The 18,149-nt window shown below is 52.2% G+C and carries 20 protein-coding genes; all 20 read right to left on the bottom strand.

Annotated features, from left to right (window positions below; genetic code table 11):
- Entirely contained in the window at window positions 1-807 is an 807-nt protein-coding gene (locus HFP08_RS15055) for an NADH-quinone oxidoreductase subunit C (RefSeq protein WP_168121416.1), read from the bottom strand.
- Entirely contained in the window at window positions 804-1,322 is a 519-nt protein-coding gene (locus HFP08_RS15050) for a NuoB/complex I 20 kDa subunit family protein (protein ID WP_168121415.1), read from the bottom strand. Before HFP08_RS15050 ends, HFP08_RS15055 begins: the two co-directional genes overlap by 4 nt.
- On the bottom strand, window positions 1,313-1,642 hold the full coding sequence (locus HFP08_RS15045) for an NADH-quinone oxidoreductase subunit A (RefSeq protein ID WP_240941429.1): 330 nt from the start codon (window positions 1,640-1,642) through the stop codon (window positions 1,313-1,315). The genes HFP08_RS15050 and HFP08_RS15045 overlap by 10 nt, the downstream gene beginning before the upstream one ends.
- 134 nt (window positions 1,643-1,776) lie before the next feature.
- A complete protein-coding gene (locus HFP08_RS15040) occupies window positions 1,777-2,991 on the bottom strand; it encodes a GerAB/ArcD/ProY family transporter (protein ID WP_168121413.1) in 1,215 nt (404 codons plus the stop codon).
- 4 nt (window positions 2,992-2,995) lie between these two features.
- Window positions 2,996-3,235 (bottom strand): hypothetical protein, encoded by a 240-nt coding sequence (locus tag HFP08_RS15035; RefSeq protein ID WP_168121412.1) that lies wholly within the window; start codon window positions 3,233-3,235, stop codon window positions 2,996-2,998.
- A 9-nt stretch (window positions 3,236-3,244) separates the two neighbouring features.
- Window positions 3,245-4,489: a Ger(x)C family spore germination protein gene (locus HFP08_RS15030; RefSeq protein ID WP_168121411.1), complete on the bottom strand. Its 1,245-nt coding sequence runs from the start codon at window positions 4,487-4,489 to the stop codon at window positions 3,245-3,247.
- Window positions 4,486-6,135: a spore germination protein gene (locus tag HFP08_RS15025; RefSeq protein WP_168121410.1), complete on the bottom strand. Its 1,650-nt coding sequence runs from the start codon at window positions 6,133-6,135 to the stop codon at window positions 4,486-4,488. Before HFP08_RS15025 ends, HFP08_RS15030 begins: the two co-directional genes overlap by 4 nt.
- Before the next feature lie 124 nt (window positions 6,136-6,259).
- Window positions 6,260-8,476, bottom strand: a complete 2,217-nt coding sequence (locus HFP08_RS15020) for a methyl-accepting chemotaxis protein (RefSeq protein WP_168121409.1) — start codon at window positions 8,474-8,476, stop codon at window positions 6,260-6,262.
- Window positions 8,477-8,660: 184 nt separating this feature from the next.
- Window positions 8,661-9,062: a F0F1 ATP synthase subunit epsilon gene (locus HFP08_RS15015; protein ID WP_168121408.1), complete on the bottom strand. Its 402-nt coding sequence runs from the start codon at window positions 9,060-9,062 to the stop codon at window positions 8,661-8,663.
- Between the two features lie 24 nt (window positions 9,063-9,086).
- Entirely contained in the window at window positions 9,087-10,490 is a 1,404-nt protein-coding gene (atpD, locus tag HFP08_RS15010; protein ID WP_168121407.1) for a F0F1 ATP synthase subunit beta, read from the bottom strand.
- A 32-nt stretch (window positions 10,491-10,522) separates the two neighbouring features.
- The gene (gene atpG / locus HFP08_RS15005; protein ID WP_168121406.1) at window positions 10,523-11,383 is read right to left on the bottom strand and encodes an ATP synthase F1 subunit gamma; all 861 of its coding nucleotides are present in this window, start codon (window positions 11,381-11,383) and stop codon (window positions 10,523-10,525) included.
- A 256-nt stretch (window positions 11,384-11,639) separates the two neighbouring features.
- The gene (gene atpA / locus HFP08_RS15000; RefSeq protein WP_168121405.1) at window positions 11,640-13,145 is read right to left on the bottom strand and encodes a F0F1 ATP synthase subunit alpha; all 1,506 of its coding nucleotides are present in this window, start codon (window positions 13,143-13,145) and stop codon (window positions 11,640-11,642) included.
- A 15-nt stretch (window positions 13,146-13,160) separates the two neighbouring features.
- On the bottom strand, window positions 13,161-13,709 hold the full coding sequence (locus tag HFP08_RS14995; RefSeq protein WP_168121404.1) for a F0F1 ATP synthase subunit delta: 549 nt from the start codon (window positions 13,707-13,709) through the stop codon (window positions 13,161-13,163).
- Complete coding sequence (atpF, locus tag HFP08_RS14990) at window positions 13,706-14,188, bottom strand: F0F1 ATP synthase subunit B (RefSeq protein WP_168121403.1); 483 nt, start codon at window positions 14,186-14,188, stop codon at window positions 13,706-13,708. The genes HFP08_RS14995 and atpF overlap by 4 nt, the downstream gene beginning before the upstream one ends.
- Window positions 14,189-14,332: 144 nt before the next feature.
- Window positions 14,333-14,560, bottom strand: a complete 228-nt coding sequence (atpE, locus tag HFP08_RS14985; RefSeq protein ID WP_168121402.1) for a F0F1 ATP synthase subunit C — start codon at window positions 14,558-14,560, stop codon at window positions 14,333-14,335.
- A 97-nt stretch (window positions 14,561-14,657) separates the two neighbouring features.
- On the bottom strand, window positions 14,658-15,419 hold the full coding sequence (atpB, locus tag HFP08_RS14980; RefSeq protein ID WP_168121401.1) for a F0F1 ATP synthase subunit A: 762 nt from the start codon (window positions 15,417-15,419) through the stop codon (window positions 14,658-14,660).
- The gene (locus tag HFP08_RS14975; protein WP_168121400.1) at window positions 15,419-15,829 is read right to left on the bottom strand and encodes an ATP synthase subunit I; all 411 of its coding nucleotides are present in this window, start codon (window positions 15,827-15,829) and stop codon (window positions 15,419-15,421) included. The genes atpB and HFP08_RS14975 overlap by 1 nt, the downstream gene beginning before the upstream one ends.
- Window positions 15,829-16,101 carry an AtpZ/AtpI family protein gene (locus tag HFP08_RS14970; RefSeq protein WP_168121399.1) on the bottom strand — a complete coding sequence of 91 codons (273 nt, stop codon included), beginning with the start codon at window positions 16,099-16,101 and terminating at the stop codon, window positions 15,829-15,831. Before HFP08_RS14970 ends, HFP08_RS14975 begins: the two co-directional genes overlap by 1 nt.
- 189 nt (window positions 16,102-16,290) lie before the next feature.
- Window positions 16,291-17,439: a non-hydrolyzing UDP-N-acetylglucosamine 2-epimerase gene (gene wecB, locus HFP08_RS14965; protein ID WP_168121398.1), complete on the bottom strand. Its 1,149-nt coding sequence runs from the start codon at window positions 17,437-17,439 to the stop codon at window positions 16,291-16,293.
- Between the two features lie 37 nt (window positions 17,440-17,476).
- On the bottom strand, window positions 17,477-18,106 hold the full coding sequence (gene upp / locus HFP08_RS14960) for a uracil phosphoribosyltransferase (protein ID WP_168121397.1): 630 nt from the start codon (window positions 18,104-18,106) through the stop codon (window positions 17,477-17,479).
- Between the last annotated feature and the right edge of the window lie 43 nt (window positions 18,107-18,149).

Raw genomic sequence — 18,149 nt, 5'->3', positions numbered from 1 at the left:
CTACACCTCCGAATCGAGCGGTTCATAGTCCTTGCGCAGCGGATGGCCTTCCCAGTCATCGGGCATCATAATGCGCCTCAGGTCGGGATGGCCCTCGAACTTCACTCCGAGCAAATCGTAAATTTCGCGCTCGTTCCAATTGGCGGTCGCCCAAACCGGCGCAGCGGAAGGCAGGCTTGGCTGCTCCCGATCCGCCTTCAGCTTTACGGCGACCTCGCGATGACTCGCCATAGAAAGCAGATGGTAGACAACTTCCAGATGCGTCTCATAGTCTATGCCGGATACATTGCGAAGATAATTGAAGCGCAGCTCCCTATGCCGCTTAAGCAGCTCCGCCGCCGCTGGCCAGTGCGCCGGCTCCAGCACAAGCATCGGCATATCGCCGTTCAACTCGTTAAGGACGGCCTCCAGCACCGCGTCCGGCGACACCTCCGAACGCAGAAGCTCGGCAATGCGGTCCAGCTCCCCCTGCTTCGGCGACGGCTCCTTCGGCTGCGCAGCCTCCGCCTCGGCTTTCGCCTTCGCGGCAGCCCTTGCGGCGCGAGCCTCTGCCGCCGCCTTAAGCTTCGCTTCGCGCTCAGGATCCGCCGCAGGCGCCGTATCGGCTGCGGCCGGCTCCGACTGCTTTTCGGCCGCCCTGGTCCCGCTATCGCCGACTTTTGCTTTGCTCTCGGCCTCGCTGATCCCGCTTTCGCCTAGATCGGCCCTGTTCTTCTCCTCTCCTGCCACGTCAACCTCATCCTTCTTCTCGCTCTTATCCTCTTCTTTTTCGATCTCGCTCCGGTCATCCTGCTTCTCCTCGCTCATCCTTCCGTCACCCGCTTCCCGGTTTTCGCCTCATAGCGAATCTTCCCTTGAAGCTTATTGATGCCATAGATGAGCGCCGCCGGATTGGGCGGGCATCCAGGTATGTATACATCGACCGGCACAATCTGATCCACGCCCTTCACAACAGCGTAAGATTTCACGTACGGACCGCCCGCGGTCGCGCAAGATCCCATCGCGATAACCCATTTCGGCTCCGGCATTTGATCATACAGCCGGCGCAGCAGCGGCCCCATCTTCTTCGTCACCGTGCCGGACACAATCATCACGTCCGACTGCCGGGGCGAGGTGCGGAACATGACGCCGAAACGGTCAAGGTCATAGTGAGACGCTCCTGTACCCATCATTTCAATGGCGCAGCACGCAAGTCCGAAGGTGAGCGGCCACAGGGAATTGCTTCGCGCCCACGCCTTCAGCTGCTCCAGCGTGCCCATGAATACATTGCGTTCGAGCTCCTTGCGCTCCTCGATCGAGATTGATTCCAGATTCAAATCCATTTCAGCACCTTCTTCTTCCAGGCATATAGAAGTCCGACGAGCAGCATCACAGTGAACACGAACATCTCAAGCAGCACAAAAAGGCCGAGCTTATTGTACGCAACGGCCCAAGGATATAAGAAAACGGTTTCTACATCAAAAATGACAAACATCAGCGCAAACACATAATACCTGATGTTGAAACGAATCTGGCCTTCCCCAACGGGCTCATTGCCGCTTTCGTACGTGCTTTGCTTCGGCTCCGTCGGCTTATTCGGCCTCAGCGCCTTGCCAAGGGTCAGCGCGACAACGGGAAGCAGAATGCCAAGCGCGATAAACATGACGACCACAATGTACTGGTTATAGTAATTCTCCACATAATCGCCTCCGTCACAGGATGGAATGCAGATTTGCTAATCATGGTCAATAGACCTCACAATTATAACAAATGCTTCCACAGCCGTCTATGACGGAGTTAGCCTTGCTTCGGCAATGCATCGCTAATCGCTTCCCCTTTCTTTCCCACAGCGTCCATCTTCCTCCAATCGCTTTCCTTGATTGGGAATCGTCCGTCCTGATTGCTTCTCTTGCGAAGCATAACAGCTGCCATAAGCAGAAACAGCGGCAGCAGGAAGCCCTGTGCGACGCTGTACACCGTCCATACATCCGTCGCAAATATGCTGGAATGCACGCTGTTCCGGTAAACGACAAGAGAGAGCGGCGCGATCAGGAAGCCGCATGGATACACATAAGGGCGGTAGCAGGTCGACCCGAGCATTTGCGCGAGCAGCACCGCCAGCACATACACGGTAAGAACCAGCTTCATGAACACCGTTCCAATGAACACAACCGCGAAGAGGATTTCCACGCGGACGACAATATCCTCGATATTGATCAGCTTGACCATCTCATACACCGCGAACGGGCTGCGTATCGCCTCCGATGCCCCAAGTACGGCCAACACCAGCACAATAACGAGAGCGCTCACCGCTACCGTAAGCAGAACGGCCGAGAAGAGATTTTTTCTCAACTTCTCCCGATCCTTCTCCTGAACCAAGGGCAGCAGCGCGGTGATGAACACGCCTTCGCAGATGGGAAAACCGAGCAAGGGATACATGCCCTTGAAGGGCATCGTCCAGCCGTTCCCCATAATCGGCTTCAGATTCTCCAGGTGCATCTGATTCATCAGAATAAGCGTAATAAGGATCATGACCAGCGTTCCTCCGATGAACAGAAGCTCTCCGGTTCGTGCGATCGTCTCGATGCCCAGATAGACCCCGTAGACGACAACAAACATGAACGTTCCTCCCACAAACCAATCCGGCGTCTGGGGAAGCACTGACTTGCTTACGAAATCGGTCATGTTCCGCAGCACAAGCGAGCTTAGCAGCAAGAAGAAGAACACATAGCTGAAGGTGATCCCCTTGCCAAGCCACTTGCCGGCAATCTTCTCCGCATATTGCGCAATGGTCAAGCGGGGGAAGCGTTTGAAAAGCTGCAGATAAATGATAATAAGCAGGAAATGAAAGGGGATAACCAGAAACAGAGATATCCAGGCATCCTGCTTGGCCAGCGTAATCATAGCCGAAGGCACGATTAATGCCGCGCTTCCGAGCGAGAACAGATACAGCATCTTGGACAACTGACTCGATGTGACTTCTCCGTTCGTAACGCCGCTTAGCTTCGACATCGCTTTAACCTCCTTTTATCCAATTGACAATTGGCTGGTAGAAAGGAGCGAACATGAACGTGATCCAATCTGTAGGCGGCGAGATTGGCAGATGCATCATGATCGCCAAATCCAGTCCCGTTCCTGCGCCTATAATCAAGATGCCGCAGACAGCCTCTACCACCCGGCCTTTCGCATGATTCCTCTTCCAGATTACGAAGCAGGAGCATATTGCGCTAAGAAGAAGGATGCTTTTGCTAATCATAGTCCTGCCTCACTTTGCTATCGAATTCGTTCGCGTTCCGGTCGATTCAATATGACTGATGCATTCGACCTTGTAGGACAATTCAGGGAATAAATCCTTCCACTCCCCGGAAATGCGATGCCATAGCTCCGGCTTATTCTGATAAATCAGCTGTCCCCAGCCTAGCGCATCGACCTTCAATTCCTTCTGCATGACCTCGATTGCCGATGTCGCTTCTTTGACAACCGCTTCATTTAATGCCTTCTCGATATCCGTCAGATGGGATTCATCGGACATATCGAAGCCAGCGCAGGTCACTTCATGAACGGCAGCATCCAATCGAATTCGCGCGAATATACGCGGCAGCTCTTTTTCTTCTTGTTTCTGTTCGACTTTCAATTTCGTTTTCGAGGAGGACACTTCGACGATATAATACCCGGCAGACTGGGGACATTTCAACTTAACGACTGTATTCGATATTTTGTTCTCCATCCAGGAGAATCCCCTTGACTGCGCCGAGGTCAAATATCGGATTAACTTGCCCTCCCGAAAGACAGCCATCGTAGACACCTCCGGAAGTACCTCCGGTTCGATTCGTTCTATGTTTTTCTTCGTATTGCCCGCCTCTTTGTCGCCTTCAATACCGATTGACGGCAGCGTAAGCTGCTTCTGCTCCGAATCGGCGGTAGAGGCGATATTCCGAACCGTGATGGTGAAGGCTTGTCCTTTCGCCGTCTGGTCGATGCCCACCATCTCCTTCATCTGCGTAGCCGGAATCGACTCCATCTGCGTTCGAATCTGCAGCAGCTTCTCCGCGCGCATATTGCGGGCGATGACAACATGGATATCCGATCGAATATCCGCGTTGCGCTCAATCAGATCCATCAGCGGATAGACGCCCTTGCGAGCGATCTTTTCTCCGATGACAAGCAGCTGGGTATGGGAGAAGAACAGCCTGCGAGGCGTTTTATCCGTCATTTTGCGAATCGCCTCGAATAAGGTGTCGCCTCTCTCGGTGAGCGTCATGACCGGGCTCCCCTGACCGCCGCCCAAGCCCGTTACCGCATTCTGGGGCAGCACCACCTGCACGGTCACCTGGTACCTCATCTTCTCCCTCGGATCATCGTCCACTCCAACCGCGATGACGACTCCAAGCTTGTCCAGGTATCGATTGTCCCAACAGCCTGCGATCGGCAGCATCAGTGAAAGGATGATTAACGCCCAAGCTGCTCTCTTCCCTGCGAAATGTCTTTTCCCGTCTTCTCTCCTCCTCATTGGGAAGGCTCCTGTCTCGGCTCCACATAGGATTGCTCGCGAACCGGATTATCCTTCGTCTGCAGCTGCGGCCTCCTCTTCATCTTCCAAAGCGGCGCTCTCAGCAGCGTATCCTTCACATCCGTCCAGTAGAAGGGAGCGAAGGGCTTCATGTAAGGCATGCCGAAGGAACGCAGATTATTCAGATGCAGCAGAATAAGCAGAATAACGATGGAGATGCCGTAGAAGCCCATCGTCGAGGCGGCCAGAAGCAAGAGAAAGCGAAGCAGTCGAGCGGCGATGCCCAGGCTGTACACAGGCGCGACGAAACTGGAAATCGCGGTGAACGCAACCACGATAACGACTGCAGAGGATACGATGCCTGCCTCGACTACCGATTGCCCGATAACAAGACCGCCGACGATCGAGATGGCGCTGCCCGCGGAGCTCGGCATTCGGAGCACGGCTTCCCTCAATATTTCGAATACGAATTCCATAATGAATGCCTCCAGATAAGCAGGGAAAGGCACGCCTTCGCGCTGTGCGGCCAGCTTGAGCAGCAACTGCGTCGGAATCATCTCTTGATGGAAACCGATGATGGCAACATAGATGGACGGCATCAAGAGCGCAATGACGAAGGATACGAAGCGCAGCATGCGAAGAAAGGTCGCCATCTGAAAGTTATGATAATAATCCTCCGCTGCTTGAAAGAACATATTGAGCGTAGAAGGCACCACCAGCACGAAAGGCGTGCCATCCACCACTATCGCGACTCTGCCCTCCAAGAGATTGCTTGCGATCGCATCCGGCCGCTCATGATTGATTATCGTCGGGAACGGCGTCCACTTCTGATCGACAATAAACTCCTCAACATAATTTGACTCCAAAATGCCGTCTATACGAATTTGATTCAATCGTTCTCGAAGATCCTCGAGCACGGCTTCATCAGCCAAGCCCTTCACATACATAATGCCGACCGGCGTTTGCGTAACCTCGCCAATCGTGAACTGCTCCAGCCACAGCCTCGGACTCCTGATTTTCCTGCGAATCAACATACAATTCAAACGCATCGATTCCGTGAAGCCCTCGCGCGGACCCCGTATCGACATTTCGGTAATCGGTTCCTGAATCGCTCTCTTCGGTCCTCCGTAAATGTTAGCGACGAGCGCCGTATTGCTGCCTTCAATAAAGATGATGCTGCCTCCCAGAAATAACTGCTCGAAAACTTCCTTATAGTTGGACACTGCCTTGATATTGCCGATAGGCAGCAGATGCTCCTGAATGCGTTGACAAACGTCGACCCTTTCCCTCATCATTTCCATCAACTTGTCATCTCTCTGAATAGGCTGAATAACGAACTCATCCAACCTCATCTCTTCCACCATGCTCTGCATATAGGTGATTGCCAAGTGGTTGCCTTCATCGCCGCATAGGGAGATGCGACGGATGGCCAAATCGGCGCTGTTGCCCAGATCATCCTTCATCTTCAGCAGCGCAGACTCCATGCTTTTCGGAATCGCCTGATCCTGATAATTGGCGAGCGTCTCTTGTTCATGCTTCTCCGCGGCGGGAGGACGCCTGTCATTGTCAGCTTGGCGCATTCCGCCTGTCGATTGAAAGCGCGGCTTCTTCACAGCTGTTCCCCCATCCTGATATTCACTACGCATTAGGATAACTCGCCCAAGGAAAAATTATGTATGCGCGCCCCTCCCGCCTCTTGTTTTTCAAACAAAAAAACCGCAACCAGCGCGACTTGCGCTTGATTGCGGTTCAGCTATATCTCATAACGGATTAACGAATTCTGGACTCGGTCAGCTTGAACTGTCCCACGAGCTGCTGCATCAGCTTCGTAATCGATTCGACGCTAAGTGAGGTTTGCTGCACATTGTTCATCTCGCCAATCAGCTCCTTCACCCTGCCCTCGACCTCACCGGACACGGAACGATTCTCCCGGCTGACGAGCGCAATATTCTCGAGCAGATGAACAACCTCTTCCACGACCTGCGATTTCCGCGCATCCTTGGAATGCGCTTCGGACAACGTGCTGATTGCTGCGGCAACAAGCTGATTGCCCTCTTCTACCACTCGCGTTCCTTCATCCATAGATGCGAAAGCCTTCTGCGCTTCTTCATAGATATGCCGGGTAATCTCATGCACTTCCTCGGTTGAGTCCTTGGTCATTGTCGCCAGTTTCCTTATTTCGTTGGCCACAACGGCAAAGCCTCTGCCTTGCTCGCCGACACGAGCCGCTTCTATCGAAGCGTTCAGAGCAAGAAGATTCGTTTGGGAGGAAATCTGCTCAATGACCCCAAGCACATTCTGAATCTCTTGCACCGTATTCATGAACGCGTGAATTGTCGCATTCGTCTCGCCTACCTTGGTGGAAATATGCTGCATCTTGTCGCCGATGCGGTCAACCTCCGACTTGGCGATTCCAATCTGCTCCTCCGCTTGACGCTCCAGCTCGAGCAAGGTCGCCCGCATCTGATCAGCCGTTTCCTTAGCCATGTCGATATCCTTCAGCTGATTCCGGATGCTGGCGATCATATCCGTAATCTGCGTGCTTACTCTGCTCGTCGATTGCGTCGTTAAAGAAGCTGATTCATTCATCGTTCTCTGGGACGAAGATACATCGGCAGCCGCCAGCTTCACTTGCAGCATAATGCCTTCCAGCGAATCCATCATATTGTTCAGCCATTTCGACGTGTCCTTCAGCTCATCATTATCGAAGTCCTTAAGCGCAAGCCGCTGGGTTAAATCTCCCTTGCCCTCCGCGTTCATTCGGATGAATCGGGTCAATGTTCGAATATGCTGAACAACCCGTCTATCCTCCTTGCTCTTGAATGCTCCGATTACGAACAAAGTGAGCAAGAGGTTAAAGCCTCCGACCGCAGCCGCGACAACCCAGGCCGAAGTCTCGCCGTAGAGGACCGCAACTAGCGCCGCAAGAAGAATACTCGTCAATATACCTGATATGACATGCAGTCTTCTTTGTCTCCAGGCGACGCTTCGCAAGCGATAGACTTCTTCCAAATCGCCTTCACACATCATCCCCCATTTGTCGGGACTATGAGGCAGCTGGAAGGTAACTCCCTTCCCGATAACGGGAATATGCCGATAATCAGAGTAGCCCGGAAAAGCCACGAAGAGATTGCTGCCATTGCGAATCGTATTGGATACGCCCGGATGCAGCTCGCCTGTCGCCGGATCCGTGAACAGAAGTTCCAGCTCCGTATGCTCTTTAACCGATACAGTCCCCCACTTCGTGGTCACTCCGTCCTTCAAATTCTCGCCGTGAGTAAAGGTCCGATCCTCGAAGCGGCTTCGGGACAAAGCCGTTCCCGGCTTAATCGATTTGTTCAAATTGGACTCCGCCATGAAGATATAGTTATCGCCTGAATCCGGATAAATATGACCCGACTCCCGCTGAATCAGGTCTCCGATTACATCATTCGGAACTCGGCCGCATAAATATCCTGCGACCCTATTGCCGTTAGCAGGAATGGGATAAATGAATAACAGCGTCATAGCGTCATGGAAGGAAGACGAACGAGATCCGATCTGCTTAGTCATGGGGTCGCGGTAAGGCCCGAATAGCAGCTTATCCACTCCTGCCTTGCGTTCCATGAAGCTGAAGGCATCTGATAATACCGAATCTGCGCCGTATGTCTTGCCTATATGCGAAGCATAAGTTGACGCCAGCACGGTCCGATCCGCGCTCAGATAAGACAGCTCTGTCATATCCATTGCGCGAATGTAAGCTTTGCTCAGCAATTGTTCGATCTGTTCGATCAAAGCGTTGTCTGCTCCGACTTCAATGACGGTTTCAATCTGAGCACCAATTCTCTCGAGCAACATCCAGTTATCCGAAGCCCAGCCCATCAAGAGCTCTTTGCGCGTTTCCGCGAACCCTTCGAAGATATGCTCGACATCTTCCTTCAAATCTTTGTTCAATCGCCATGAGATCCATAATGGCAATCCCGTTCTCGCTCCCAACCAATCAAACATCCCACTCACCCCTTTGTGAATAGTGCTTTGTATCTATGATGTTAACTATATTAACATAGCTTTGGGCGAATTTGGATATGCTTTCTAAAATATTTGTCGATTTCTCTGTAAATAAAGACAATATAATGACAAAAAAGAACTGTTAACGCATCATTCCGCGTTAACAGCTCTCTCTCTTGTTAGACTATAGCTTATGTCTTACGTTCAAGCGATTCATCGCGCGCTGCATGGCCATCTCGGCGCGGCGGAAATCAACCTCGTCCTGCTTCGCGTTCAAGCGCTGCTGTGCGCGCTCCTTCGCTTGCTCGGCGCGTTCGACATCGATGTCCTGCGCAAGCTCGGCGCTCTCTGCAAGAATAACGACCTTGTCCTTGCGAACTTCGATGAAGCCGCCGCTTACTGCTGCTACATCCGTTCCGCCATCGCGCTTGATCATGACAGGAGCGATACGGAGCGGCGTTACAAGCGGAATGTGATTAGGCAGTATGCCCAACTCACCTTCCGAACCCGTTACGCTTACCATAGTCGCCGTTTCTTCATAGACCTTGCGCTCAGGCGTTACGATTTCTACTAGAAAGGTACTCATGTGGATTCCTCCCGCCCTTCGCTATTAAAGCGTTTTGGCTTTCTCCACGGCTTCTTCAATGACACCTACATAACGGAAGGATTCTTCCGGAAGATGATCATATTTGCCCTCGAGAATTTCTTTGAAGCTGCGTACGGATTCCTTAACCGGCACGTATACGCCCGGCGTTCCCGTGAACGGCTCGGCAACGTGGAACGGCTGCGACAGGAACAATTGAATGCGGCGAGCGCGTCCAACGGTAACCTTGTCGTCTTCGCTCAGCTCATCCATACCCAGAATCGCGATAATATCTTGAAGCTCTTTGTAGCGCTGAAGAATTCTTTTCACGCCTTGAGCAACGTTGTAATGCTCTTCGCCCAGAACCTCTGCGCTAAGAATACGGGATGACGACGCCAGCGGATCAACCGCAGGGAAGATACCCATCTCGGATATTTTACGCTCCAGATTTGTCGTTGCGTCAAGGTGAGCAAACGTCGTAGCAGGAGCCGGATCCGTATAGTCATCGGCAGGTACATAGATCGCTTGGATCGATGTAACAGAGCCTTTCTTCGTGGATGTGATGCGCTCTTGCAATTGACCCATCTCCGTTGCCAGCGTCGGCTGGTAACCAACCGCGGAAGGCATACGACCCAGCAAGGCCGAAACCTCGGAGCCCGCTTGCGTGAAACGGAAGATGTTGTCGACGAACAAGAGAACGTCCTTGCCTTCTTCGTCGCGGAAGAATTCAGCCATTGTAAGTCCTGTAAGTGCGACGCGTTGACGCGCGCCGGGAGGCTCGTTCATCTGACCGAATACCATAGCCGTCTTGCCAAGTACGCCGGAATCCTTCATCTCGTGATACAGGTCATTACCTTCACGAGTACGCTCGCCGACGCCGGCAAACACGGAGATACCGCCATGCTCTTGCGCGATGTTGTTGATCAGCTCTTGGATCGTAACGGTCTTGCCTACGCCCGCGCCGCCGAAGAGGCCGATCTTGCCGCCTTTCGCGTAAGGAGCAAGCAAGTCAATTACTTTAATTCCCGTTTCCAGAATTTCCGCTTGCGTGGACAATTCGTCGAACGCAGGCGCCGGGCGGTGGATCGGAAGATTAACATCGGATACCACATCGCCAGCTTCATCGATCGGCTCGCCAAGCACGTTGAACACGCGACCAAGCGTTGCTGCGCCAACCGGGATCGTGATTGCCGCGCCAGTATCAACAGCTTCCATCCCGCGAACAAGTCCGTCGGTCGTGCTCATTGCAACTGCGCGAACCATATTGTCGCCGAGATGCACGGCTACTTCGAGCGTAAGGTTAATGTCGACTCCGCCTTCTTGGCCCTTCTGCTCGATCTTGACTGCATTCAGAATCTCCGGCAGATTGCCGCGTTCGAACGCAAGATCGACGACGGGACCCATGACGGATACAACGCGTCCTTTTTTCATTGCTTTCCCTCCTGGTTCTTACTTATATGAACTTAAGATTGTGCGTTTGCTCCGGCAACGATCTCCGAAATCTCCTGCGTAATCGCAGCTTGACGCGCTCTGTTGTAAGTGAGCGTCAATTGATTGATCATCTTCGTCGCATTCTTCGTCGCGCTGCCCATTGCCGTCATCCGCGCTCCGTGCTCGCTCGCCTTGCCGTCCAGCAACGCGCTGTAGATCAAGGTTTCCGCGTATTTCGGAAGCAGCTCTTCAAGCACGCCTTCCGCGGAAGGCTCGTACTCATAAGAAGAAACAGTCGTTTCCTCGCTGATCTCTTCCAGCGGAAGCAGACGAGTTTCGGTCGGAATTTGGGTAATGGCGTTCACGAACTGATTGTAATACAAGTAAAGCTCGTCATAAGCGCCGTTAGCGAACATCGACACAGCATTAGCAGCTATGGATTTGATGTCTGCGAAGGTCGGCGCGTCCGACAATCCGATCACTTCTTCCACGATCGGCATATTGTTGCGGCGGAAGTAGTCGCGGCCCTTCCGTCCGATGACGAACAATGTATACTCATCGGCAGATTTATGCTTCTGCTTAATGGTTTGCGACAGCTTGCGCAGAATATTGGCGTTATAGCCGCCTGCAAGACCACGATCGGATGTAATAACGAGATAGCCTGTGCGTTTCACATCACGCGTCTCCAGCATCGGATGCTTGACACCCTTCGTTCCGGCCGCGATGCTCGCCACAACTTCCTTCATCTTGTCAGCGTATGGACGTGACGCCTGCGCTTTCTCCTGAGCTCTTCTGAGCTTGGCCGCGGACACCATCTCCATCGCCTTCGTGATTTGCTTCATATTCTGCTTGCTCTTGATTTCACGCTTTATATCACGCATGCCTTTTGCCAATTGATTTCACCCGCCTTCGATGCATCGGTGTGACCCGAGGCTTGGTAAGGGATCCGCGCCGAGATGTTAACCTCAGCGCAGATAAACACTTGCCATGAGCGGCGCCTTGCGCCAACGCGCAAGACCGCTCATGGCCCAGTTCTATATCAAGCTTGCCGCTCAAGGTGAAACGGCTACGCCGCCCTTTGGCAGCGGGGCGCGTTTCATTCCGGAGACATATAGAGAAGTATGATGAAACGATATACTTTCCTATATATTAAGCAAAGCTCTTCTTGAATTTGTTAATCGCGTCTACGAGAGCGGCCTCATTCTCCTTCGACATAACCTTCGTGTCGCGAATGGAAGCTCCGATCTCCGGATGATTCGAATCCATGAACGCCAGGAATTCCTTCTCGAAGCGAGTGATGTTCTCAAGCGCAACATCATCCAGATGGCCTTTAACCGCTGTGTAGATCGACATGACTTGCTTCTCGACCGGCATCGGCTGGTTAACGCCTTGCTTCAGAATTTCCATCGTACGCGCACCGCGGTTCAGACGAGCCAATGTGGATTTATCCAGATCGGAACCGAACTGCGAGAACGCTTGAAGCTCGCGGTATGCCGCAAGATCCAGACGAAGCGTGCCGGCAACACTCTTCATGGCTTTGATCTGCGCGGAGCCGCCGACGCGGGATACGGAGATACCTACGTTAACCGCAGGACGTTGACCCGAGTAGAACAGATCGGCTTCCAGGAAGATTTGGCCATCTGTGATGGAGATGACGTTCGTCGGGATGTAAGCCGACACATCTGACGCTTGCGTCTCGATGAACGGCAGAGCGGTCATCGAACCGCCGCCTCTTGCGTCGCTCAGCTTCGCCGCGCGCTCAAGCAGACGGGAGTGAAGATAGAATACGTCGCCCGGATAAGCTTCCCGACCCGGTGGACGACGGAGCAAGAGGGACAACTCACGATATGCCGCCGCTTGCTTCGACAGATCGTCATAGATGACAAGAACATGCTCGCCTTTGTACATGAAGTATTCGCCCATTGTACATCCAGCATATGGAGCAAGGAACAAGAGCGGAGCCGGCTCGGAAGCGCCCGCTGTAACGACGATCGTGTATTCCATTGCGCCATGACGACGCAGCGTTTCCACAACGTTCGCAACCGTGGATTGCTTCTGACCAACCGCAACGTAGATACATTTCACGCCGTTGCCCTTTTGGTTAATGATCGCGTCGATCGCGATCGCTGTCTTACCGGTTTGACGGTCGCCGATAATAAGCTCGCGTTGTCCGCGGCCGATCGGAACCATCGCGTCAATCGCTTTGATACCCGTTTGCATAGGCTCATGAACCGACTTACGATCGATTACGCCTGGCGCAGGGGATTCAATGGCGCGCGATTGCGTCGTATTGATAGGTCCTTTGCCGTCAAGCGGCTGACCCAGCGGGTTAACGACACGGCCCAGAAGCTCGTCGCCTACCGGAACCTCCATGATACGTCCTGTGCGCTTCACTTGGTCGCCTTCGCGAATGTCTGTGTATGGTCCCAGAATAACAACGCCGACGTTGCTTTCTTCGAGGTTCAGGGCCATGCCTACGACACCGTTCGCGAATTCGAGCAATTCGCCTTGCATCGCGTTCTCGAGGCCGTGCACGCGCGCGATACCGTCACCGACATTAATAACAGTGCCGACATCCACGACTTGAATTTCGGATTTATATTGTTCAATCTGCTGCTTAATCAGCGTGCTGATTTCATCAGGTCTGATACTCAATTCGTTCACCCCTATCTACAGTGCTTTAGATTGGAAAGATTTTTGCAAGCGCGAAAGCTTGCCGGACAAGCTGCCGTCGTAGAGACGGTCGCCGATGCGAACTTGAAGTCCGCCAAGCAGAGCGGGCTCTACCACTTGAACAGCTTGAATTTGCTTGCCGGTTATACCGCCGAATTGCTTGGCCACCGCCGCCAGCTCTGTTTCAGAAAGCTCGCTTGCAGTGTATACAGTAGCATGGGCGACGCCAGTGGCTTCGCCGGCAATTTTCTTATACGCTTCATAAACCTCGCCGATGATCGCCTGACGTCTGCGGTCCATCATGACCTGCAGCGCATTCAGTACAAGCACGGACACCTTGTCGCCGAAAGACGCTTTCAGCACGGCTATCTTCTGACTCGGATCTACATTCGGAAGAGAGAGGAATTTGCCAATAGCTTCGTCCTGCTCCAGAGCATCTGCAATCAGCTTCAGCTGCGCTTCCACCTCAGATACGATGCCTGTTTCGGACGCAAGCTCGAACAGCGCTTTAGCGTAGCGCTTCGCTACGACCGCGTCCCGGCTCATTTGCTTCCTACCTCTTTCAGGTATTGGTCAACAAGCTGTTCCTGGGATTTCTCATCCACTTGCTTCTCGATAATCTTCGAAGCAATCTTCACGGAGATGCCGCCAACCTCGGAACGAAGGGCCGCAACCGCTTTGTTCTTCTCGCTCTCGATATCCTTGAGCGCGTCGTCCTTCAGACGATTCGTCTCGGATCTCGCTGCTTGAATCATATCATCAGCTTGCTTGGAGCTGGTTTGCTTCGCTTGCTCGATAATATCGTAAGCTTCTTTGCGCGCTTCCTGAAGTGCTTGTTTCTGTTGCTCCAGCTGTTGCTCTGCTTCTTTGCGGCTGGTCTCCGCGCTATTAATTTGGTCCGCGACAAACTGCTTTCGCTGCTCCATAATGCCCAGTAATGGACCGAACGCATACCGTTTCAATAGATAAAGAAGGATCAAAAACGCAACTAATTGAATGACAAATGTCTCCCAACTGATTTCCAAAAAACGTCACTCCTTTCTGTAGCTTCTAACGATTGTATCTATCTCGTGCCAATCTCAATCGACCGACAAACTTTCAGATAAAAAGCAAGGCGCGGAGGCTTACTCACTCCCCGCCATGCAGCATTCTGTGAAATTGTGCGTTACTTAACCTGCTTTACCCAAGAAAATAAATGCAAGGACAAGCGTGATTACTGGAAGGGCCTCGACAAGCGCTACCCCGATGAACATTGTTGTTTGAAGCGTGCCGCGAAGCTCAGGTTGACGAGCAATACCTTCAACTGTGCGGCCTACGATTAGACCGTTACCAATACCTGCGCCAAGTGCGCCCAAACCGAATACAATTGCTGCTGCTATCAATGCTAATGGTTCCATTATTAAAATCCTCCTCAGTTTGTACTTTAAATTTGGTATATATAGACCTTCGGTTCCAACGATTCGCCGGTTTCCTCTGGCTTGAAGCTAACTTTTTCTAATGCTCTGCATGCTCTTCATGAACAATAGCTTGCGACATGTATACCATGGTCAGCATAACGAAGACGAATGCTTGAATCGCTCCAATAAACACGCTGAACCCTTGCCATATCACTAGTGCTGGAATACCGAAAATGCCCATTCCCAAAATTACACCAATCATAACCTCTCCTGCGAAGATGTTACCATATAGACGCAAAGCAAGCGACAATGGCTTGGATACTTCTTTGATCAACGCAAGCGGCAGGAAACCCCAGTGAGGTTCGATGTAATGCTTAAGATAATGCTTTCTGTTCAAACGCAAACCTTCAATGTGAGTCAGCAGTATAACGATAAGCGTCAATGCGCCTGTAACAGCAACATCTGCTGTTGGTGATTTCCACCATGAAATATGCGCCTCATGCTCACCATCCAAATCTAGCGGTAATCCGAACAAGGTTGCTCCTTCATGCACATGCGTTACAATACCGAGTGGTAAGCCAAGCATGTCCCCTACGAAGATATACATAATCAAAGTTAATCCAAGTATGAGATAGGGACGACCTTTCTTCAGATCCATAGAGGTACCAATAATACCTACTACAAATTCAATGACCCACTCCAAGAAATTCTGCATCTTGGTAGGGTTTGTGACTGATAAATTCCTTGTAGCGAGCCTCGCTATCACGAACACAATGATGCTGGTAATGATAATCATGTAGATCGCCGCAATATCGAATTCCAATCCCCACTTATGAACCACTGGGAATATATGATCCATTAGTTAGTTTCACCCCTTTCATCAGTAATTTCCATCTGTGCCAACTTCCGACTGGCGAAAAATCCCAGTATAAGTGTTGCCAGCTGAGCAATGATTAATCCAGTCACAACAGCAGGAAGTTGGAACGTGTAGGTTCTTGTTGCTAACACAACGGCCAGAAGCGCAATGCATGCTCTTGTTAAATAGCCAAGATTGACCCGCTTTGTTCCATGGGCAGCGGCGTTCGCGGATGCTCTTGTCACTTTCCAAGCCAAATGTCTGGCATTGATCAAGCTTGCCGCGCAACCGATCATCAGACCGCCCCACCAATCCTCATAGGCAGGCAGGAGCGCCCAAGCAAGACAGCACGCGGACAAAAAAAAGAAGTTAACTCTTGTAACGGCTTTCACATGGGTCGACAAATCGTACATTATTTCGCCTTGCCTCCCGAGAATGTCCGAATTAGGAAAATAACGGTGACGACACCCACGATCAGTCCGGCAATTAATCCAATAATGGAATAGTAATCGGTTCCACCGGCATGATCGGCTTTCGTGCCAAGCCAGTATCCGAGCCATAAGCATACAGCCAGATCGACTCCGACCGCGCCTACCAATCCCATCGCTCTCCACGGATCATCGCCAAAGGTGCGATTGTCCTCGTTGTTATGTTCTTTGGACGGTTGATTATTGGACGGATCCATATGCGAATCACTCCAAAACTCTTGTTTATTTTATCGAATGCCCGCAAGGTTTGTCAATTGAAATAACAGCAAACATTCGGTGAACAAATTGTGGAAAACCCTTATAAATCAACGTTTGAAGCGCCTCAAAACCGTACAGTACCACTGTATGCTGTAACTTGGCGCTTCACTCCGAACCTGTCGCAAAAACTATGAACGTTGTGTGAACGGCTCCGGCCTTTCGCCGCGCCTTCCAAAATGATGCAGGATTCCTTCCACAATCCGCTCGGATGCCTTCCCGTCACCGTATGGATTCGCCGCATGACTCATCTTGTAATAGTGAGCCGAATCTGTGAGCAGGGCCTTCGCTCGGTCGTAAACCATCTCTTCGTCCGTACCGACCAGTTCGAGCGTGCCGGCATCAATGCCTTCCGGCCGCTCAGTCGTGTCGCGAAGCACCAACGTCGGCAACCCGAAGGTTGGCGCCTCTTCCTGCAAGCCTCCCGAATCAGTCATGATCATGTACGCATGCGGGAAGAAATTATGAATCTTGAAAACATCGAGCGGCTCGATCAGACTGATGCGCGGATGATTGCCGAGAATTTCGTTCGCCGGCTCGCGAACGGCAGGATTCAAATGGACCGCATAGACCACGACAACATCCTCATGCTCGTCCACGATGCGCTTCACCGCGCGGAAGATATTGCGATGCGGCTCGCCGATCGATTCGCGGCGATGCGCCGTCATCAGAATCATGCGCTTGCCCTTGGCCCACTCCAGCACCGGGTGCGTGAACGATTCGTCCACCGTATATTGAAACACATCAATCGCCGTATTGCCCGTCACATAGATGGTCTCCTCGGACTTGTTCTCCTTGCGAAGATTGTCGGCGGAACGATCCGTCGGAGCGAAGTGAACGTCGGACAGCACGCCTGCGAGCTGACGGTTCATCTCCTCCGGATACGGAGACATCTTGTTCCATGTGCGCAGACCCGCTTCGACATGACCGACCTTCACCTGCTCCATGAACGCTGCGTAGCTGGCGAGGAAGGTCGTTTGTGTATCACCGTGAACGAGCACGATATCGGGACGGGCCTCCTGCATAACCGGAACCAAGCCTTCCAGTACGCGCACCGTAATCTCGGTCAGAGTCTGGCGCTGCTTCATCACATCCAGATCATAGTCCGGCTTGATCTCGAAGAAGTCGAGCACCTGATCCAGCATCTGCCGATGCTGTGCCGTCACGCATACGATCGATTCAATCTCTTCATCATGCTTCTGCAGCTCAAGCACCAGCGGAGCCATCTTCACAGCCTCCGGCCTCGTGCCGAAAATTGTCATTACCTTTAGTTTAGACAAAAAATCCACTCCTACATCATCATTGCTGAAAATAGTTTTAGTTTGTTCCGAACATGCGGTCTCCGGCGTCTCCAAGCCCAGGCACAATGTAACCTTTCTCATTGAGACGCTCGTCCATCGCCGCGATATAGATGTCGACATCCGGATGAGCGGCCTGCACCGCTTCAACGCCCTCCGGAGCGGCGATCAGGCACATCAGCTTGATTTGGTCGCAACCATTGTTCTTCAGCGACGAGATCGCCGCATTCGCGGAGCCGCCCGTCGCCAGCATCGGATCAATCACAATGAGCATGCGGCTCTGCGCGTCCGTTGGCAGATTTATATAATATTCGCGCGGCTGAAGCGTTTCGTGATCTCTGGCAAGACCAATATGACCCACCTTTGCTGAGGGGATCAGCTTCAGAATGCCGTCCACCATTCCGAGTCCCGCCCGAAGAATCGGAACGAGTCCGAGCATTCTGCCCGACACGATCTTCGCTCTGGTCTCCGCAACCGGCGTCTGCACCGTTATCGTATCGAGCGGGATATCGCGCGTAATCTCGTACGCCATCAAAGTAGCCACTTCGTCGACAAGCTCGCGGAAGTCCTTTGTATTCGTTTCTTTGTTCCGAATGTACGTCAGCTTATGCTGAATCAAGGGATGATCACATATCACCAATCTGCTCAAAGCTTCTTCCTCCCGCTTCATCACATCGTTATTGCCTCTTGGT

This window comes from Paenibacillus sp. HB172176 (assembly GCF_011947265.1).
Classification (GTDB): Bacteria; Bacillota; Bacilli; order Paenibacillales; family Paenibacillaceae; genus Pristimantibacillus.
Note: the sequence above shows the minus strand (reverse complement) of the source record. Positions and strands in the feature narration are given on the sequence as shown.